General features: G+C 58.1%; 21 protein-coding genes. 18 read left to right on the plus strand and 3 right to left on the minus strand.

Annotated elements, in window-relative coordinates:
- Positions 1-10: 10 nt before the first annotated feature.
- Positions 11-502 carry a Csu type fimbrial protein gene (locus A8710_RS11665; RefSeq protein ID WP_082968857.1) on the minus strand — a complete coding sequence of 164 codons (492 nt, stop codon included), beginning with the start codon at positions 500-502 and terminating at the stop codon, positions 11-13.
- Positions 503-775: 273 nt separating this feature from the next.
- On the opposite strand from A8710_RS11665, the gene rplU reads away from it, so the two are divergent.
- The 8 genes from rplU (at position 776) to A8710_RS11705 (ending at position 6,556) form a co-directional block, all read left to right on the plus strand.
- Positions 776-1,087 (plus strand): 50S ribosomal protein L21, encoded by a 312-nt coding sequence (gene rplU, locus A8710_RS11670; RefSeq protein ID WP_068860996.1) that lies wholly within the window; start codon positions 776-778, stop codon positions 1,085-1,087.
- Positions 1,088-1,117: 30 nt separating this feature from the next.
- Positions 1,118-1,378 carry a 50S ribosomal protein L27 gene (rpmA, locus tag A8710_RS11675; RefSeq protein WP_068860997.1) on the plus strand — a complete coding sequence of 87 codons (261 nt, stop codon included), beginning with the start codon at positions 1,118-1,120 and terminating at the stop codon, positions 1,376-1,378.
- A 130-nt stretch (positions 1,379-1,508) separates the two neighbouring features.
- Positions 1,509-2,741 (plus strand): Obg family GTPase CgtA, encoded by a 1,233-nt coding sequence (cgtA, locus tag A8710_RS11680; protein WP_068860999.1) that lies wholly within the window; start codon positions 1,509-1,511, stop codon positions 2,739-2,741.
- 86 nt (positions 2,742-2,827) lie between these two features.
- Complete coding sequence (proB, locus tag A8710_RS11685) at positions 2,828-3,952, plus strand: glutamate 5-kinase (RefSeq protein WP_068861001.1); 1,125 nt, start codon at positions 2,828-2,830, stop codon at positions 3,950-3,952.
- Positions 3,945-4,865: a drug/metabolite exporter YedA gene (yedA, locus tag A8710_RS11690; RefSeq protein ID WP_068861003.1), complete on the plus strand. Its 921-nt coding sequence runs from the start codon at positions 3,945-3,947 to the stop codon at positions 4,863-4,865. Before proB ends, yedA begins: the two co-directional genes overlap by 8 nt.
- Positions 4,862-5,563, plus strand: coding sequence for a hypothetical protein (locus A8710_RS11695; protein ID WP_068861004.1), 702 nt, complete (start codon positions 4,862-4,864; stop codon positions 5,561-5,563). The genes yedA and A8710_RS11695 overlap by 4 nt, the downstream gene beginning before the upstream one ends.
- The gene (locus tag A8710_RS11700; protein ID WP_068861006.1) at positions 5,560-6,264 is read left to right on the plus strand and encodes a hypothetical protein; all 705 of its coding nucleotides are present in this window, start codon (positions 5,560-5,562) and stop codon (positions 6,262-6,264) included. The genes A8710_RS11695 and A8710_RS11700 overlap by 4 nt, the downstream gene beginning before the upstream one ends.
- 94 nt (positions 6,265-6,358) lie before the next feature.
- Positions 6,359-6,556 carry a hypothetical protein gene (locus tag A8710_RS11705; protein ID WP_068861008.1) on the plus strand — a complete coding sequence of 66 codons (198 nt, stop codon included), beginning with the start codon at positions 6,359-6,361 and terminating at the stop codon, positions 6,554-6,556.
- Here the strand turns inward: A8710_RS11705 and A8710_RS11710 are convergent.
- Both A8710_RS11710 and rpsT read right to left on the minus strand, forming a co-directional pair.
- On the minus strand, positions 6,544-7,260 hold the full coding sequence (locus A8710_RS11710; protein WP_068861010.1) for a helix-turn-helix domain-containing protein: 717 nt from the start codon (positions 7,258-7,260) through the stop codon (positions 6,544-6,546). The two genes, A8710_RS11705 and A8710_RS11710, sit on opposite strands and share 13 nt — an antisense overlap.
- A 131-nt stretch (positions 7,261-7,391) precedes the next feature.
- On the minus strand, positions 7,392-7,655 hold the full coding sequence (gene rpsT / locus A8710_RS11715; RefSeq protein WP_068861012.1) for a 30S ribosomal protein S20: 264 nt from the start codon (positions 7,653-7,655) through the stop codon (positions 7,392-7,394).
- A 165-nt stretch (positions 7,656-7,820) separates the two neighbouring features.
- Here rpsT and murJ point away from each other — a divergent pair, with 165 nt between their 5' ends.
- The 10 genes from murJ (at position 7,821) to A8710_RS11765 (ending at position 17,623) form a co-directional block, all read left to right on the plus strand.
- Complete coding sequence (gene murJ, locus A8710_RS11720; RefSeq protein WP_068861014.1) at positions 7,821-9,380, plus strand: murein biosynthesis integral membrane protein MurJ; 1,560 nt, start codon at positions 7,821-7,823, stop codon at positions 9,378-9,380.
- A gap of 58 nt (positions 9,381-9,438) precedes the next feature.
- The gene (gene ribF / locus A8710_RS11725; RefSeq protein ID WP_068861016.1) at positions 9,439-10,386 is read left to right on the plus strand and encodes a bifunctional riboflavin kinase/FAD synthetase; all 948 of its coding nucleotides are present in this window, start codon (positions 9,439-9,441) and stop codon (positions 10,384-10,386) included.
- A gap of 10 nt (positions 10,387-10,396) precedes the next feature.
- Positions 10,397-13,234 carry an isoleucine--tRNA ligase gene (ileS, locus tag A8710_RS11730; protein ID WP_068861018.1) on the plus strand — a complete coding sequence of 946 codons (2,838 nt, stop codon included), beginning with the start codon at positions 10,397-10,399 and terminating at the stop codon, positions 13,232-13,234.
- Complete coding sequence (gene lspA, locus A8710_RS11735; RefSeq protein ID WP_068861020.1) at positions 13,227-13,754, plus strand: signal peptidase II; 528 nt, start codon at positions 13,227-13,229, stop codon at positions 13,752-13,754. Before ileS ends, lspA begins: the two co-directional genes overlap by 8 nt.
- Positions 13,751-14,203 carry an FKBP-type peptidyl-prolyl cis-trans isomerase gene (locus A8710_RS11740; RefSeq protein WP_068861022.1) on the plus strand — a complete coding sequence of 151 codons (453 nt, stop codon included), beginning with the start codon at positions 13,751-13,753 and terminating at the stop codon, positions 14,201-14,203. The genes lspA and A8710_RS11740 overlap by 4 nt, the downstream gene beginning before the upstream one ends.
- Positions 14,204-14,221: 18 nt before the next feature.
- Positions 14,222-15,172, plus strand: a complete 951-nt coding sequence (gene ispH / locus A8710_RS11745) for a 4-hydroxy-3-methylbut-2-enyl diphosphate reductase (RefSeq protein ID WP_068861024.1) — start codon at positions 14,222-14,224, stop codon at positions 15,170-15,172.
- 100 nt (positions 15,173-15,272) lie between these two features.
- On the plus strand, positions 15,273-15,773 hold the full coding sequence (locus tag A8710_RS11750) for a hypothetical protein (protein WP_068861025.1): 501 nt from the start codon (positions 15,273-15,275) through the stop codon (positions 15,771-15,773).
- Positions 15,770-16,528 (plus strand): PilW family protein, encoded by a 759-nt coding sequence (locus A8710_RS11755; RefSeq protein WP_068861027.1) that lies wholly within the window; start codon positions 15,770-15,772, stop codon positions 16,526-16,528. The genes A8710_RS11750 and A8710_RS11755 overlap by 4 nt, the downstream gene beginning before the upstream one ends.
- Positions 16,521-17,057, plus strand: coding sequence for a hypothetical protein (locus A8710_RS11760; RefSeq protein ID WP_068861029.1), 537 nt, complete (start codon positions 16,521-16,523; stop codon positions 17,055-17,057). The genes A8710_RS11755 and A8710_RS11760 overlap by 8 nt, the downstream gene beginning before the upstream one ends.
- Complete coding sequence (locus A8710_RS11765) at positions 17,054-17,623, plus strand: GspH/FimT family protein (protein WP_068861031.1); 570 nt, start codon at positions 17,054-17,056, stop codon at positions 17,621-17,623. The genes A8710_RS11760 and A8710_RS11765 overlap by 4 nt, the downstream gene beginning before the upstream one ends.
- Positions 17,624-17,626 lie beyond the last annotated feature (3 nt).

Below are 17,626 nucleotides of genomic sequence, written 5' to 3' on the forward strand. Positions count from 1 at the left end.
ACGGTCATACTTAAAAAGTGACCGTCATGGTCAGGGTGTCGGAGTAGCTGCCTGCCGTAACGGTCTGATTAGCTGCAATAGAGCCATAAATCACAGTAGGGACGGCAACCCCTAAGCCTGTACCTGTTACGCCTGTGCCCGCAGAGTTGCCCCAAGTGGCCCCAGCCAGTGTGTTCGAGAGGGTGTAATCCAAAGTGTCGACCTCGGTTGCATGCTTCATTTTTCGCGTGCTAGCACTGGAGCCATACAAACCGTTGCTGATGTGAAGGGTATAACTGCTACCCAAGCTACAGGTCACGTTTACGCTAGTTGTGCCCACGGAGGGCAGCGTAAAGCTGTAGGTACCAAACGCTAAATCACTGATGGTTGAGAGGGTGCAGGCATTAGCTACCGTGGCGGTGACATTGAAATTTGCGGTCGCGGTAGCGGCGTTACTATGGCCTGCAATCAACGCCAAGCACATCAGGAGTGCCGGTCGGACGGACTTTGCGGAAGTTTTCATGTGATGCCTCTGTCATTGAGTGTTTACATTTCTATACTCGGCGCGCCTGTTGGCTGGTTCATGCTCTTAGCGTGGCTTTATTGTGCAGAAAGTGTTCGTTTTGAGCGGCTTTCGTAGCCTGTGTGTTTGTCAGTGAAGGCTTGCAAGCCGGAGCACTTTTCCCTATCATCACGCGCCTTGCGAATTTTCTCGGTCCCGGGTTCTTCCAACTGCATCAATCGCTCATCCGAGCCAGATGCGACCCGCCCCGATTGATGCTTGATGGAGCAGTGTATGTACGCAGTTATTAAGAGCGGTGGTAAGCAACACCGTGTAGTAGAAGGCGAGCGCCTGAAGGTTGAGCTTCTGGCTGTTGAGCCAGGCCAAGTCATCACGTTTGACGACGTGCTGATGGTCGTTAATGGCGACAACATCCAAGTCGGTACGCCAATCGTTGCCGGTGCCAAGGTCACAGCCGAAGTGCTGGACCACGGTCGCCACGATAAGATTCGTATCGTTAAGTTCCGTCGTCGTAAGCACTACCGTCGTCAGGCGGGTCACCGTCAGTACTACACTGAACTGAAAATCACGAGCATCAGCGTCTAACGACGTTCTGCGCAAAGAGAGAATAGAGACATGGCACATAAAAAAGCTGGCGGTTCTACCCGCAACGGTCGCGACTCAGAAGCCAAACGACTTGGCACAAAAGTTTACGGCGGCCAAACCATTCAAGCTGGCGCGATCATCATCCGTCAGCGTGGCACGCAATTCTGGGCTGGCGAAAACGTCGGCATGGGTCGCGACCACACCCTGTTTGCCAAGGCTCACGGCGTTGTTCGCTTCGTGACCAAAGGCGCATTCAACCGTAAGTATGTCGAAGTGGTTGCCAGCGCCTAAGCCATGGCTTAGTTGCGTTGATAGCCCTCGGCTGAGCACACGGCTCGGTTGATGACAGAAAGGCCCCGCCGCAACGCGGGGCTTTTTTGTTTGCAGTGGGCGTGCGGGGTTCATTTAGGAGCAGGACAGCATGCGTTTCGTCGATGAAGCGGTGATCAAAGTGGTGGCGGGTGATGGCGGCAATGGCTGCATGAGCTTTCGTCGCGAAAAATTTATCCCGTTTGGCGGACCCGATGGCGGCGATGGCGGCCACGGCGGTTCGGTTTGGGCCGAAGCCGATGTGGGCGTTAACACGCTGGTGGACTATCGCTACCAACGCCAGTTCCGCGCTGATCGCGGTGGCAATGGTCGTGGTGCCAATTGCACTGGCAAAAGTGGCGATGACGTGGTGCTGAAAGTGCCGGTTGGCACGACCTTGCTCGATGAAGTGACGGGCGAAATGCTCGGTGACTTGACCGAAGATGGTCAGCGCATCTTGCTCGCACGCGGCGGTCGAGGCGGCTTGGGTAATATCAACTTTAAGAGCTCGACCAATCGATCGCCCCGTAAAACAACCGATGGTATTCCGGCGGAACAGCGTGAGCTGCGACTGGAGCTTAAGGTGTTGGCAGATGTGGGGTTGCTGGGCTTGCCCAATGCAGGCAAGTCCACCTTTATTCGTGCGGTGTCGGCGGCTAAACCTAAAGTTGCAGATTATCCCTTCACCACGTTGGTGCCTAACCTCGGCGTGGTCGATGTGGATAGACATCGTTCCTTCGTCATGGCCGATATTCCCGGCCTCATCGAAGGTGCATCTGATGGTGCGGGCTTAGGTATTCGCTTTCTGAAGCACTTAGCGCGCACGCGCTTTTTGTTGCATCTGGTGGATATCGCGCCGTATGACGAGACGGATCCTGTGCATGCGGTGGAAGTCATTGCGAATGAATTGGAAAAGTTCTCGCCAACGCTCGCGAGTTTGCCGCGCTGGTTGATTTTAAATAAGACGGACTTGGTGCATTCGGCGGAAGAAGTCGATGCTCGTTGCAACGACATCGTGGAGCGCTTGGGCTGGACTGGGCCGGTATTTCGGACCTCAGGACTGACCAAAGAGGGCGCGATGGCGGTCTGCTACCGCTTGATGGAAGCGATCGAGGAGCAGCGTGCAGCTGAGGCGGCTGATCCCGCGCTGGCCGAAGCCGAACAAGCGAAGCGCGAGCAGTTGGTCCAGGAAGGTCGCGACCGCATTCGTGAGCTGGATGTTCGCCGTTCGGCAGAGCGTCGTGCACGCCGTTTGGGTATTGATTTGTCTGAGCTGGAAGGTGATGAAGACGACGATTGGGATGAAGATGCCGAAGATGCACCGGAAATCATCTATCGTCCGTAAGCGGCTTGAGCCCTAGCGCGCAAGGCCGCACAATCGCGGCTTCGTTATCGTCTTAGCTACCGTTTAGGTTTTCGGGATTTCGCATCATGTCTCTGCACCGCTCGCGCCTTCAGCATGCCCGTCGCTGGGTCGTCAAAATCGGCTCGGCCTTGCTCACCGACAATGGGCAGGGCTTAGATCAGGCCGCGATGGCGGCTTGGGTGGCGCAGATGGTGGCGTTGAAGGCACGCGGCATCGAGCTCATTTTGGTGTCATCGGGTGCTGTGGCAGAGGGCATGGTGCGCATGGGGCTTACCCAGCGTCCTGAGTCTGTGCCGGCCTTACAAGCCTGTGCCGCCATCGGCCAGATGGGCTTGGTGCAGGCCTATGAATCGCATTTTCGTGAGCACGGCGTGCGTACGGCGCAGGTGCTGCTCACGCACGATGATCTTGCCGATCGTCAGCGCTATCTCAATGCACGCAGTACGCTACGCACCTTGATGGACTGGGGTGTGCTGGCCGTCATCAATGAAAACGACACCGTGGCGACCGACGAAATCCGCTTTGGCGACAACGACACCTTGGGCGCTTTGGTGGCTAATCTGGTCGAGGCCGAAGCGCTGATCATCCTGACCGATCAGGAAGGCATGTTCGATCGCGACCCGCGCAATGACCCCGATGCCGTGTTGTTGCCTGAAGTTCAGGCCATGGACGAGCGTTTACTGGCGATGGCCGGCGGCGGTGGCAAGTTCGGCCGCGGCGGCATGGTCACGAAAGTGCGCGCGGCGCGTCTGGCGGCCCGTTCGGGCTGTGCCACAGTGATTGCCAGTGGCCGGGGTGTTGATGTGCTGACGCGTATTGCCGATGGTGAGGTGCTGGGCACGCTGTTGTTGCCTGAGCAGGACCGACTGGCGGCGCGAAAGCAATGGTTGGCAGGGCATTTACAACATGCTGGCCGGCTGGTGCTGGATGCCGGTGCGGTGAAGGCGCTGCAAAGCGGTGGCCGAAGCCTCTTGCCTGTCGGCGTGCGTGAAGTGCAGGGCACGTTCTCTCGCGGTGAAGTCGTGGCTTGCCTTGATGAGCAGGGCCAACAGGTCGCCGTGGGCATGGTCAATTACAGTAGCGATGAAGCGTGCCGAATTGCTGGCCAGGCTTCTGAGCGCATCGAAAGTCTGCTCGGTTACGCCGACGCGCCAGAACTGATTCATCGCGACAACATGGTGGTTGTTTAGCGCCGTGGTCGGTCAGCGCGGACGTATCCTGCTGGCACTGACATCACTCTATTTAGTCTGGGGCTCGACCTACCTCGCCATGCGCTGGGCCATCGAAGGCATGGCGCCGCTGTTTATGGCGGGCGTACGGTATCTCGTGGCGGGCGGCATCATCTACGCATTTCTCGCCCTGCGCGGGCATCCCCACCCCAGCGTGAAGCAATGGCGCAATGCCGGTTTTGTCGGCACCTTGTTGCTGGTGGGCGGCAATGGCGGCGTTGGCTTGGCGATGGAAGCGGGCGTGAACTCGGCGCTATCAGCCACGGTGGTGGCCTTAACGCCACTTTGTGCCGCACTTTTTGCACGCCTCTGGGGGCAGCGGACCACCGCGCGCGAGTGGTTGGGGTTGTTGCTGGGCGTGCTCGGCATTGTCTTGCTGAAGCAGGGCGAGGGGCTGGCCGGCTCCGTGTTTGGTTTTGCCGTGCTGATCTTTGCGGCGCTGATCTGGTCGTTCGGCTCCATGTGGGGCAAGCATCACGAGCAACCCAATGTCTGGATGACCAGCGCCGTGCAAATGTTGGTGGGCGGCGGTGCGCTGCTCATGGCGAGTCTGCTGCGCGGTGAGGCCTGGGGGGCTCCCGCATCAGCACAGAGCTTTTGGGCGTTGATGTATCTGATTTTTATCGGGGCCATCGTCGGCTTCTCTTCGTATGTCTATCTACTGGCAACTGTGCGCCCCGCACTGGCAACCAGCTATGCCTATGTCAATCCGGTGGTGGCGGTGGCTCTCGGCGTCTGGCTCGGTGGGGAAACGGTGGATGCCGCTGAGCTCTGGGGGCTGGCGGTGATTCTGATGGGGGTAGTGCTGGTGTGCTGGCCGGTTCCATCGGCTTCAGATCAGTCGAAACAAATTTCACCGAAGGCGAATCAATGAACCTACGACAGTGGTTGTTTTTTCTTGGCCTGACCCTATTGGCTGCCATGCTGGGTGGCGCATTTGCCGGCTGGTGGTTGTTCCAGCATGTGGATGCCCGCGTCCAGCTCAAGAACCAGCCCATGGTGGTGTCATTGCCTGAGGCCTTTGCGGTGAGTGCAGATGTACTGAATGTGCTGGACGTTCGCATTGATGGCGAAGTATCGGCACGCGTGCCCGTTAATCAGCTCATTACAGTGCCTATTCGTGACACGCTCAAGGTGACCGCCTCGGTGGATAGCGACGTGCCCATTCGTATGACGGTGCCTGTGCGTGAGCGCGTGTCTGTCGATCAAGTGGTTCATGTGGATACGCAGGTTCAGGTTCGTGTACTGGGCCGTGATTTAACGCTGCCGGTACGCGGCGATGTGCCAATCAAAGCGATGATTCCAGTGAATTTGGATATTCCGGTAGATCAGCGTGTGCGCGTGCGCTTCAGTACGCCGGCGGATGTGCGCATCGATCAGCCCTTACGGATTCCGCTGAAGGCGGTTATTGATACGGTGGTGCCGGTGCATAGCCAGTTGCGCGTGCCGGTGCAGTCTGCGTTACAGGCCAATATTCGTGTGCAAGGCCCGGTGCCTGCTGTGATTGAGCATGCGGACCTACGCTTGCCGCTGCGTGACTTGGCGCTCGACGTGAAGCGCAAGCAGCCATGACCCTAACGCCTCGTCTGGCCCTGACCGTATCGCTGATGGCGATGCTGACCTGCGTCGTGGGAGGCGGGTTGGGTGTGCTGATCTATCTGCGTTTAGTGGTTGGCATGGATTTGAGTCAGCAGCAGATATTGATGCGGCTGCCTGAGGGATTGCGCGCACTTGTAGACATCACCGATCCGGTGCCGATAAATATTGACGGCTTGGTGAATGCGCGAGTTCCTATTGATCAGACCTTTCAGCTCCCTTTGAAGGGGAGCTATGTTGCGCAAGTCGAGTTCAATGCCCAGATCCCGTTGAAAACGACCGTCACCTATCGTGGCAGCATTCCCATCCGGGCGTTTGCGGATCTGCGCGGCAGCACCGCCTTGGTGGTGAACTCGCGCTTTTTGCCTCAATTCGATTTGATGGCACGCGTGCCGTTGAACTTCGATCTGCCCATTACGCTAACCGTGCCCATAGAGACTGAAATTGCATTGGCTTATCGCGGGCCCTTGCAGTTTTCCTTAAACCAGCAGGTGGCAGTACCCGTCCGTACGACGCTAAACACGCAATTTGCCCTGCATCGGGAAGCGCAAGCGCCGGTGCTGGCAAAAATTGGCCTACACGTTCATGCGCCCTCGGCAGCAATTCCTGTGCTTATCGAGCAGGCTGACCTTCGCCTGCCCATTCAGCAGCTTACGTTGCAAGGCAGCGCGCCCTAGTCACAAGGTGCGATCCAAAGTTTGATCTGGGTCAATAACGCCAAGTCAGCAGAGTGGTGTCATAGCCTCATCAGTCATGAAGAGGAGAAAGGCCATGTTGATGGAGTTATTGGGAACCTGGAGTGGGTTTTTATCGTTTGTCGTTATTGTGCTGTCGGCAGTGGGTATTCCACTGGGGGTGATGTGGGCTTTGATGCGTCAATACAAAGGACCCATTGAGTTAGCGCATGAGCCTCAGGCACCTGATCATGTGCAGCATTCGGCCTGGCGTAATCAGCGTTACGAGCATTGAACCTGAAGGCGCGCGTTGAGTCCGGGCAGGTCTTTCAGCGTGATCTGGCGGCCTGCCACGGTAATCAGGTTATCGTCTTGCAGTTTGTGCAGGGTACGGCTCAGCGTCTCTAGGGCTTGGCCGAGATAATTGGCTAAGTCTTCTCGCGTCATGGTCAGGCGCAGCGCTTGAGCAGAAAGGCGACGCCTGGACTGCCGCGCTGACCAGCTCAACAAAAAGCTCAGCACGCGCTCTTCGGCACTGGTCTGGCTGAGCATGTGCATACGTTGGTAGTCGGCGCGAATCTCATTGCTCATGATTTGAAAGAGATGGCTTTGCAGCTCCGGTAGTTGCTGCGACAGTCTGCTCATGGCATTTATCGGCAGCTCACATAGCCCCGTCTTTTCAGTGGCAATGGCGGTGCTCGCGCAATGCGACTGCGCCAAATTATCCAAACCGATGACTTCTCCCGGCAAATAAAAACCGGTGATCTGCGTTGATCCATCCGCCTGCGTCATAACCGTTTTCAAAGAGCCGGATTGAACGGCGTATATCGCACGGGCGCTATCGCCTTGGCGGTAGACACTCTCGCCTTTGCTAAGCAGATTTTGTGAGTTGATCAAGCTGCTCAGCTGTTCCAGCGCTCTTGCCTCAAAGCTGGGCGGGAAGCACACCTTGTGCAGCCCGCATTCAATGCAGCGGGAGGATGGCGAGGTAAGAGACATGAGGCGTATTCCACCACTAGGATTTACCAGAAGCATATCAGCAGGCATAAAAAAACCGGTCACGAGGACCGGTTTTTTATCCACACGCTTTTCGTCCGCAAAGAGCCTGTTAGGCGCAGCGAACGCAGAGCTTAGGCGAGAGCCTTGATCTGAGCGTTCAGGCGGCTCTTATGACGAGCAGCCTTGTTCTTGTGGATGATGCCCTTGTCGGCGATACGGTCGATGACCGGAACAGCAACAGTGTAGGCAGCTTGCGCTACGGCCTTGTCGCCGGCGGCGATGGCGTTCACGACTTTCTTGATGTAAGTACGCACCATGGAGCGCAGGCTCGCATTGTGCAGGCGCTGCTTGTCGTTTTGACGAGCGCGCTTCTTGGCTTGTGCAGAGTTGGCCACAGGGCGACTCCTAAATAAATCGGTGAATAAAGTGTCTCAAATATGCGGGTTTGCATATCTAAAATCAGGCGCGCAATGATGCCGATCCCATCGCACTAAGTCAACTACTCTGGTGGCGATACTGGGGCGGCTGGGCTAACATCACGCCGCGCATCAGGAGTCGTCATGTCTAACCCACCATTGCAGTCTACCAACAGCCGCTTGTGGCGCTCGACCTTTATTGTCAGTGCGATGACGCTGCTGTCCCGTATTGCGGGCTTGGTGCGAGACATGGTGTTCATGAATTTGTTCGGTGCCGGCAAGCTCATGGATGCCTTTTTGGTGGCCTTTAAGATTCCTAATTTTTTACGACGATTATTTGCAGAGGGTGCTTTTTCGCAGGCGTTTGTGCCGGTCTTGTCGGACGTACGGGCTCAGCGTGGCGATGCTGCTGTGCGTCAGTTGATCGATCATGTTGCTGGCTCGCTGACGCTGATCATCGGCAGCATTAGTGCGGTAGCGATTGTGTTTGCCCCGGCTATCATTTTTGTCTTCGCGCCAGGCTTTCGTGAGGATGCGCTTCGCTTCGACCTCGCCGCCGACATGCTGCGCATCACCTTTCCTTATCTATTGCTGATTTCGCTGACGGCGTTTGCCGGCGGCATCCTTAATACTTACGGCCGTTTCGGCGCGTCCAGCTTCACGCCGGTGCTGATGAACCTGAGCATGATCGGCTGCGCAATCTGGTTGGCACCATTGCTAACCACGCCGATCATGGCGCTGGCCTGGGGCGTGCTCATTTCCGGCATCGTACAGCTTGGCTTTCAATGGCTGCCGTTGCGTCAGATCAATCTGGTGCCGCGCTTCAAGCCTAATTTCAAAGATCCCGATGTAAAACGCATTCTCACGCTGATGATTCCGGCCATGTTTGGCGTGTCGGTGAGTCAGATTAACTTGCTGCTGGATACCGTGCTGGCGTCGTTTCTGGTGGCCGGCTCGGTGTCTTGGCTGTATACCGCTGAGCGTCTGACCGAGTTGCCGCTGGGGCTGATCGGCATCGCCGTGGCCACGGTGATTTTGCCAACGCTGTCGGCCAAGCATGCGGAAAAGTCGGATGCCGAATTTCGCGGCACCATCGATTGGGCATTGAAAGTCATCGTCATGGTGGGTGTGCCGGCTTCGCTGGCGATGGGTATTCTGGCCGAGCCACTGATGGCATCTCTGTTTCATCACGGCGAGTTTGACCGCACGGATGTAGTGAAGTCGGCCATGGCCTTGCAAGCACTGTCTGGCGGTATTCTGGCGTTCATGCTCATCAAAGTCTTTGCCCCGGCGTTTTATGCTCGCCAGGACGTGAAGACCCCGGTACGCATCGGCATTATTGCGATGGTGGCTAACATGGTGTTCAACCTCATGTTGGTCTGGCATTTAGAGCATGTTGGTTTGTCGCTGGCCAGTACGTTGTCGGCCTTCTTAAACGCCGGGCTGCTTTATAAAGGCCTGCATGAGAAGGGCATTTATCGTTTTGAGCGGCATTGGATAAAATTAGCCCTGCGTTTTGCTTTGGCGAACGCCGTCATGGTTGGCGTACTGTTGGCTGTCACTCCCGATAGTCTCTGGTGGTTGGATAATCCGGGTTGGTCGCGGGTGGGCTGGGTGTTGCTGATTTGTGCCGGTGGTGCTGCGAGTTATGGTCTGGCGTTGTTGGCTGTGGGATTCCGGCCACATGAGCTGCGCCATCACTGATGCGCATCCTTTATACTGCGCTGCTTTTTCACGCTGACGCCTTAACGAGTTTGCCCTCATGCAGCTAATTCGCGGATTGCACAATTTGCGCCCCGAACATCGGGGCAATGCCGTGACCATAGGTAACTTTGATGGCGTGCACCACGGTCATCAAGCCATGGTGGCGGCGTTGAAGCAGCGCGCTGATGCCCTGGGTGTGCCTGCGTTGGTGATGTGTTTCGAGCCGCAACCCCAGGAATTTTTTGCTGAGTCAGCCGGTCGTGATGCGCCCGCGCGCTTAATGACGTGGCGAGACAAAGTAGAGGCGCTGGCTGAGGCCGGTGCCGATCGGGTGTTGTTGGTGCGTTTTAATGCGCGTTTTCGTGCCTATACCGCTAACGGTTTTATTGATGAGCTGTTGGTGTCGGCCTTGGGCGCGCGCCATGTGCTGGTTGGCGATGACTTTCGCTTCGGTTGTGATCGCAGTGGTGATCACGCCTTGCTGACGGCCCGTGGCCAGCTACAAGGTTTTTCGGTCGGGCAGATGCCGACGGTGACGGTGGCCGATGAACGCGTCAGCAGCACGCGTCTGCGCGCAGCCGTGGCTGCGGCTGACTTTGCGCTGGCCGAGGCGCTGACCGGCCGCCCGTTTGCCGTCGCCGGTCATGTTGTGCATGGCGACAAGCTTGGCCGCACGCTGGGCCTACCCACGGCGAATCTGCTCATGCACCGGCAGGTTCTGCCATTGCGCGGCGTTTTTGCAGTTGAGGTTTTCGGGGCCGATGCTGCTGCGCCAGAAAAAGCGTATCCGGGTGTGGCCAATGTCGGTTCACGGCCGACCGTGCAGGGCGTGCAAGCGCGCTGCGAAAGCTTTTTGCTGAATTTCAATGGCGACCTCTATGGTCGTCGCTTGCGGGTGGTGTTTCGCCACAAGCTGCGTGATGAACAGCGTTTTCCCTCTTTGGATGCGCTGAAAACGGCTATTGAGGCAGATGTTGCCGCAGGCCATGACTACTTTGCGGTGTAACGAGCGCTTTATGGATTACAAGAACACGCTGAACTTGCCTGAAACTGACTTTGCCATGAAGGCCAGCCTGGCCACGCGCGAACCGGCGCGAGTCGAGGCCTGGCGCGAAAAGCAGCTGTACGCGCAGATTCGAGCTGCGCGTGCCGGCGCACCGAAGTTCATCCTGCATGATGGCCCGCCCTACGCCAACGGCGACATCCATATTGGTCACGCCGTAAACAAAATTCTGAAAGACATCATCGTGAAGGCGAAAACGATGAGCGGCTTTGATGCGCCCTATGTGCCGGGCTGGGACTGCCATGGCCTGCCCATCGAGCTCAATGTCGAGAAGCAAGTTGGCAAGCCGGGCGTGAAGGTCAGCGCCAAAGAGTTTCGCGAGAAGTGCCGCGAATATGCCGCGTCGCAGGTGGCGCGTCAGTCCGTCGATTTCCAGCGTCTGGGCGTGTTCGGCGATTGGGAAAACCCGTATCTGACGATGAACTACACGCAGGAAGCCGACATCATTCGTGTGCTCGGCAAGATCGCCGGCAATGGCCATCTGCACAAGGGCTTGAAGCCGGTGCATTGGTGCATGGACTGTGCGTCGGCACTGGCCGAGGCGGAGGTCGAGTATCAGGATAAGACCTCGGCGGCGATTGATGTGGGCTTTGCTGTGGTTGATGCCGGTGATTTTTCCACACGCATTGGCGTGAATGTGCCGACGGCCGAACTCGTGATCTGGACCACCACACCGTGGACGCTGCCGGCCAACCAAGCCGTGTCGCTGCATCCTGAGCTGTCTTATGTGGTCGTGCGCGTGACTGTCCCTGGGGCTGAAGGTGCTGGTGCACTGCGTCACCTCGTGCTCGCCGAGTCGCTGTGGGAAGCCGCCGTCGCTCGCTATGAAGGCAGCGATGCCGTGGTGCTGGCGACATTCGCTGGCCAGGCGTTGGAAGGCTTGCAGCTTCAGCATCCGTTCTACGAGCGCGTGGTGCCGGTGATTGTCGGTGAGCATGTCACGGCCGATGCCGGTACTGGCGCTGTGCATACCGCGCCCGGTCACGGTCAGGACGACTTTGTCATTGGTCGCGTCTACGGTCTGCCGGTGGATAATCCGGTCGATGGCAACGGCGTGTTCCTGCCCAGCACGCCGCGCTTCGCCGGCCTGCATGTGAACAAGGCCAACGATGCCATCCTCGATGCCCTGCGTGAGCCGCGTGCCGATGGTTCCTTCGCGCTGCTCTGCTACAAGAAGATCCAGCACAGTTATCCGCACTGCTGGCGCCACAAGACGCCGATCATCTTCCGCGCTACGCCGCAGTGGTTTATCAGCATGACCCAGAACGGCTTGCGCGATAGCGCGCTGTCGGCCATCGAGCAAGTTCAATGGTTACCCGATTGGGGGCAGGCGCGTATCGAAGGCATGGTCGCCGGCCGCCCGGATTGGTGTATCTCGCGTCAACGTACTTGGGGTGTGCCGATCACGCTGTTCGTGCACAAAGAAACCGGCGAGCTGCACCCGCGCACGGCCGAGCTGATCGAGCAGGTTGCGCTGCGCGTCGAGGCCGAGGGCATCGAAGCCTGGTTCTCACTGGCGGCCAGCGAGCTGCTCGGCGATGAGGCCGATCAGTACGATAAGGCCACCGACACGCTCGATGTCTGGTTCGATTCCGGCGTAACTCATGCCTGCGTGCTCAAGCGTTTCGATGGCTTGCAGTATCCGGCGGATCTTTATCTGGAAGGCTCGGACCAGCATCGCGGCTGGTTCCAGTCATCGCTGCTGACGGCGGTCGCTGCCAATGGCTCGGCCCCGTTCAAGACCGTGCTCACGCATGGCTTCACGGTGGATGGTCAGGGCCGCAAGATGTCGAAGTCGGTGGGCAATGTCGTCGCGCCGCAGAAGGTCATGCAGACGCTGGGCGCGGACATCATCCGTCTGTGGGTCTCGGCCACCGATTATCGCGGCGAGATGTCGGTCAGCGACGAAATTCTCACGCGCATGTCCGACAGCTATCGTCGCATCCGCAACACGCTGCGCTTTCTGCTCTCAAACCTGAACGGTTTCGATCCGGTGCGCGATGCCGTCCCTGCTGACCAAATGCTGGCGTTGGATCGTTGGGTGGTCGATGCCGCTGCGCGTCTGCAGGATGACATCCGTGTGGCCTACGATGATCTGCAGTTCCACCAGATCTATCACAAGCTGCACAACTTCTGCGTGGTCGAGCTCGGCGGTTTCTACCTCGACATCATCAAGGATCGTCAGTACACCACGCAGGCACATTCCCTAGCACGCCGTTCGGTGCAGACCGCGCTGTGGGAGATTGCTGAGGCATTCGTGCGTTGGGCCGCGCCCATTCTCAGCTTCACCGCCGAGGAAATCTGGGAAGTGCTGCCGGGTGAGCGCGTCGGTTCGGTCTTCCTCGCCGAGTGGTACACGGGCCTGGCGCTTCTGCCGGAAGATCAGCCGCTGCTCACGCGTGACTATTGGACGCAGGTGTTGGCGGTGAAGTCGGCGGTGAACAAGCAGATCGAAGAGGCACGCAATCGCAAGGAAGTCGGCTCGGGGCTGTCTGCCGAGGTCGAGCTCTTTGTCAGCCCCGCACTGCATGAGTTGCTGACGCCACTGGGTGATGAGCTGCGTTTCGTTTTGATCACCTCGGCGGCCCGCCTGCGCGCGGGTGAAGAGGCCGGTGGCAGCGAAACCGATGTAGAGGGCTTGCGCGTGGCGGTATTGGCGTCAGCGCACAGCAAGTGCGCGCGCTGCTGGCATTACCGTGCCGACGTAGGTAGCCATGCAGATCATCCCGATATTTGTGCCCGTTGCGTCGTTAACGTGGCCGGAGCAGGTGAGGAGCGTAGTTATGCGTAACGATTCAGTGCTGCAAGGTGTTGCGCGTAAGCTTGTGTCTGCCCCGTGGGGTTGGTTGTGGATTGCCGTCGCGATTTTTATTGCCGACTATTTCACTAAAGTCTGGGCGAGCGAGACCCTGGTTTATGGTTGGCCGCGTTTCGTGCTGCCTTTCCTGAATTGGACGCTGGCGCACAATACCGGGGCTGCATTCAGTTTCCTGCATGATGCAGGTGGCTGGCAGCGCTGGTTCTTCGTGGCAGTGGGCGTCATCGTCAGCATCTGTTTGTTGGTCTGGTTGCAACGCCTGCCTGCCGGTTCGCGCTGGTTGCCGGTGGCGATTGTGCTGCTGCTCGGCGGTGCCTGGGGCAATCTCTACGACCGAGCCTTGCAGGGTTATGTTGTCGATTTCATCCATGTGCACTGGGCAGGCAGGAATTTCCCGGCGTTTAATATCGCGGATATTGGGATTTCGATTGGGGCCACCATGCTAGTTATCGATAGTTTATTTTTAGAAGCGCGGCGCGAGAATAAGTCATGAGTGCCGTCGGTCCGGGCAAGCGCGTGTGCTTGCATTTTTCGGTGGCGCTGAGCTCGGGTGAACAGCTCGATAGCACGCACGAGCGCAATGATCCGCCCACAATGGTGTTTGGTGATGGCAGCTTACTGCCAGCCTTCGAGGCAGCCATTGAGGGCATGCAGGCGGGTGAGCAAGGTCGTTTTGTCATTAAAAATGGCTTTGGTGAGTGGAACGAAGACAGTGTCCAGCACTTTCCCCGTCGCCAATTTGGCGAGCAACTGCTCGAGCCGGGCATGGTCATGCATTTTGCCGATGCCAGTGGTGCCGAGCTGCCGGGCATCATTAAAGATCTGCCAGAGGGGATTGTGGTGGTGGACTTTAACCACCCCTTGGCTGGGCGTGAGCTCGTCTTTAGCGTGGATATCCTGCGGGTCATGGATGCCGACGCTACCGCCGTGACATTGAATTAAGCGAGACAGGAGCCAGTCATGGACATCAAGCTTGCTAATCCACGTGGCTTCTGTGCCGGCGTCGATCGCGCTATCGAAATTGTCAATCGCGCGCTGGAAGTGTTCGGCCGCCCCATCTATGTCCGCCACGAAGTCGTGCATAACAAATTTGTCGTGGACGACCTGCGCAATCGCGGAGCCGTCTTTGTTGATGAGCTGGATCAAGTGCCCGACGATGCCATTGTGATTTTTTCGGCGCACGGCGTGTCCAAGACGGTACAGAGCGAAGCTGCTGCGCGGGGCCTGAAGGTGTTTGATGCGACTTGCCCCTTGGTCACCAAGGTGCATATGGAAGTTGCTCGTTATGCCCGAAGCGGTACCGAAGCCATTCTCATTGGTCATGAAGGCCATCCGGAAGTGGAAGGCACCATGGGGCAGTATGAGCGTCACTATGGCGGCGATATCTACCTCGTGGAAGATGAGGCCGATGTGGCCAAGCTGGTGGTGCGTAACCCTGAGAACCTCGCCTTTGTCACGCAGACCACGCTGTCGGTAGATGACACCGCACGCGTTATTGATGCTCTGCGCGCCAAGTTCCCGGCCATTCAGGGACCTCGCAAAGATGACATTTGCTACGCCACGCAGAACCGTCAGGATGCCGTGAAAACGCTGGCGGAGCAGTGCCAGGTTGTACTGGTGGTGGGCTCACCGAATTCGTCAAACTCTAATCGTCTGCGTGAATTGGCGGAGCGTATCGGTGCTCAGTCTTACTTGATCGACAATGCTGAGCAAATCGAAAAAAGCTGGCTGCAAGATGTGAAGGCCGTTGGCGTCACCGCCGGTGCTTCAGCCCCGGAAGTGTTGATCGCGCAAGTGATTCAGCGCCTCAGCGATTGGGGCGGCAATGTGCCAGAGGAACTGGCGGGTCGTCCTGAACACATTGTTTTCTCCATGCCAAAAGAGCTGCGGATTCCCGTTAAAGCGGTTTAAGTCTTCGCCGTTGGTCGTGCCGGTCGTCAGCGGAGGTCGCGAATAGCGCATTGCTGATCTAGCCTTTGTGACAGACAGGATGTCTGTGGCGGAGGCGAACATGACGGGCAGGGATCAGCGCGGTATGGGCTTGGCCGAGGCTTTAGTGGCCTTGGCACTGTTAGCGGTAGCCTTAAATGGGCTGCTGGCGGCGCAATGGCAAGCTAGGCAACTACAACAATCGGCGGCGACGCGGCTATTGGCGCTGCAAGCCCTACAAGACTTTGCTGCACGCTGGCGCCTGAATCCTCGCGGCGAATCCCGTTACCGTCTAGCCCTTGCCCGGCCCTTACCCCATCCCACAACGGTAGATGCCTGCGAGTCGCAAGCCTGCGATGCCGAGGCGCGAGCCTTAGCCGATGTGGGCGCACTGGCCCTGCAGTTACGCCGGGATCTGCCCCGCGTGCAATGGCAGTTGCAACCCTGTCTGGATGCGCCAGGTAGCTGCTTGCTGGTGGCTTGGTCTGGCACAGAAGCCAGTGCCGGCCCGGAGGGGGGCTGCCTGGATGCGAGCGGCGTACGCCTAGCGCAGGCGCATTGTTCGGTTTTGCTGCTGCCATGAAGTCGCAAACAGGCGTGGCATTGGCCGAGTGGCTGTTGGCCAGCGTGATCGGGATCATCCTCATGATGGCGGCTGTGGCGTGGTTAAGCAGCAGCTGGCAGCTCGCGCTAGCACAACGACAAGCCCTGCAAACGGCTAATGCCGGGCAATGGGCGCTGCAACGGCTTCGTCAACGGGCCGAATGGGCGGGGTTCGGTGGGGTACACCCGCTGGCGCTAGATAATGCGCGGGTGAGTGCCTGGCTCAGTGACAATAATCGGGGCTTGGGTAAACCGCTCAGCGATCAGCTGACGCTGCAATTTCTTGCGGATCGTGCGGTGCTGGATTGTGAAGGCACTCGCGTTTTGTCAGGCCAAGTGCTTGTTGAGCGTTATTTTGTCCGAGCCGATAGCAGTACTTCTGGCTGGGTATTGGCCTGCGATGCGGGGCAGTGCGATGCCAATACCTGCTCGCGCTTAGGCGATGCCGGCATCGCGCTGTTGGCCGATGTAGATAGCTTGCAGGTGCTTTATGGCCTTGCGCCCAGCGACACTTTGGCAGGCGCTTATATTGACGCCTCGGCCTTAAGGTCGATGTCGCCAGCGACGCGCGTGCATAGTTTAAGGATTGGCCTTTTCTTGCGTGGCAGTGAGCTCTTACCACGCAAACGCCGTTGGCAGCCTCCTGCCGATTGGTTAGGCATCAGTCTGGGAAGCATCACCGATGCACGCGCGCATCGCGCCCTGAGCCAAACGCTGGAGCTGCCCAATGGTTAAGCATGCCGGTGCTCAGCAGGGTTATGTGTTGTGGAGCCTACTGGTCATGCTCGGTGTCATGACGGAGTTGGCGATCACGAGCTTGCAGGTGGCGGCTCACGAGGGCATAGGCGTGCGCCTCACCGAGCAGCGTTTTCAACAGTCCCAATGGCTGGCTCTCATGGCGCATCAATTAGAGCGTTTGCCTGTGCCATCGCGCACAGATGCGGATATGCAGCAAATCTGGCATCCCTTGCGTGCGTCACCCAGTCAAGGATGTGGGCGGATGGAGCGCGTCTTGTTGACTCAAGAGCGGCTAAATTGCACCGCGATTCTTCAGCCGCTGATGTCAGCAGTGCATGAACCCGCAACATGGCAGTGGCGATTAAGCATCCTGCCGAATCACGAGGCGGAGCTTCAGGAAGGTACTGATCTGGCGGCCTTCCCCATGCTGAAGGCGCAAGCTTGGCAGCTTGAGCTGATCTCGGGGAGCCGCTCTGGCACATCCCCACAAGGGCTTTGGTTACGCTATGTGCAGGTATCACCATGAGGGCCCGCAAGATAAAGCAAAATGGCGCGTTGCTCGCGGAGCACATGCTTGTGCTCGCGTTAAGCGCATTCATGCTCGTGCTGGCGATGAGTAGTTGGTCGAGCTGGCAGCAAGCCAGCACGGCTCGCCAACTCGGTGTGCAATGGCAATTGGCGCTGATGCGTTTGCGCCAGCGAGCACTGACGGATGCTCGGGCGTGGACTCTGTGCACCAGTGCCGATGGCAAGGTTTGTCAAAGCGTATGGAATGCATCTTGGCTGGCCTTCGCCGATACCAACGGAGACAACCAACGACAGCCAAACGAGCCCCGTATGGTTTTCGGTCCGCCCATCCCGCCGAATTGGCGCATAGTCTGGAGAGGATTTAGACCCAGTACGGGCATCGTCTGGTCGGAATGGGGCGATGCGGCGTTATCCAATGGCACATTGACCCTCTGTGCCCCAAAAGCGCAGGATTCCTCCCTGCGTCAGTGGATAATCAGTAAGTCGGGCCGAGTGCGATTAGTCATGCCGGCCAGCTCCGCCAGTACGCTCAGTGCGGCGCGCGCCATTTGTGCGGCAATATAGTGG

Source organism: Perlucidibaca aquatica, from assembly GCF_001676655.1.
GTDB classification, from domain to species: Bacteria; Pseudomonadota; Gammaproteobacteria; order Pseudomonadales; family Moraxellaceae; genus Perlucidibaca; species Perlucidibaca aquatica.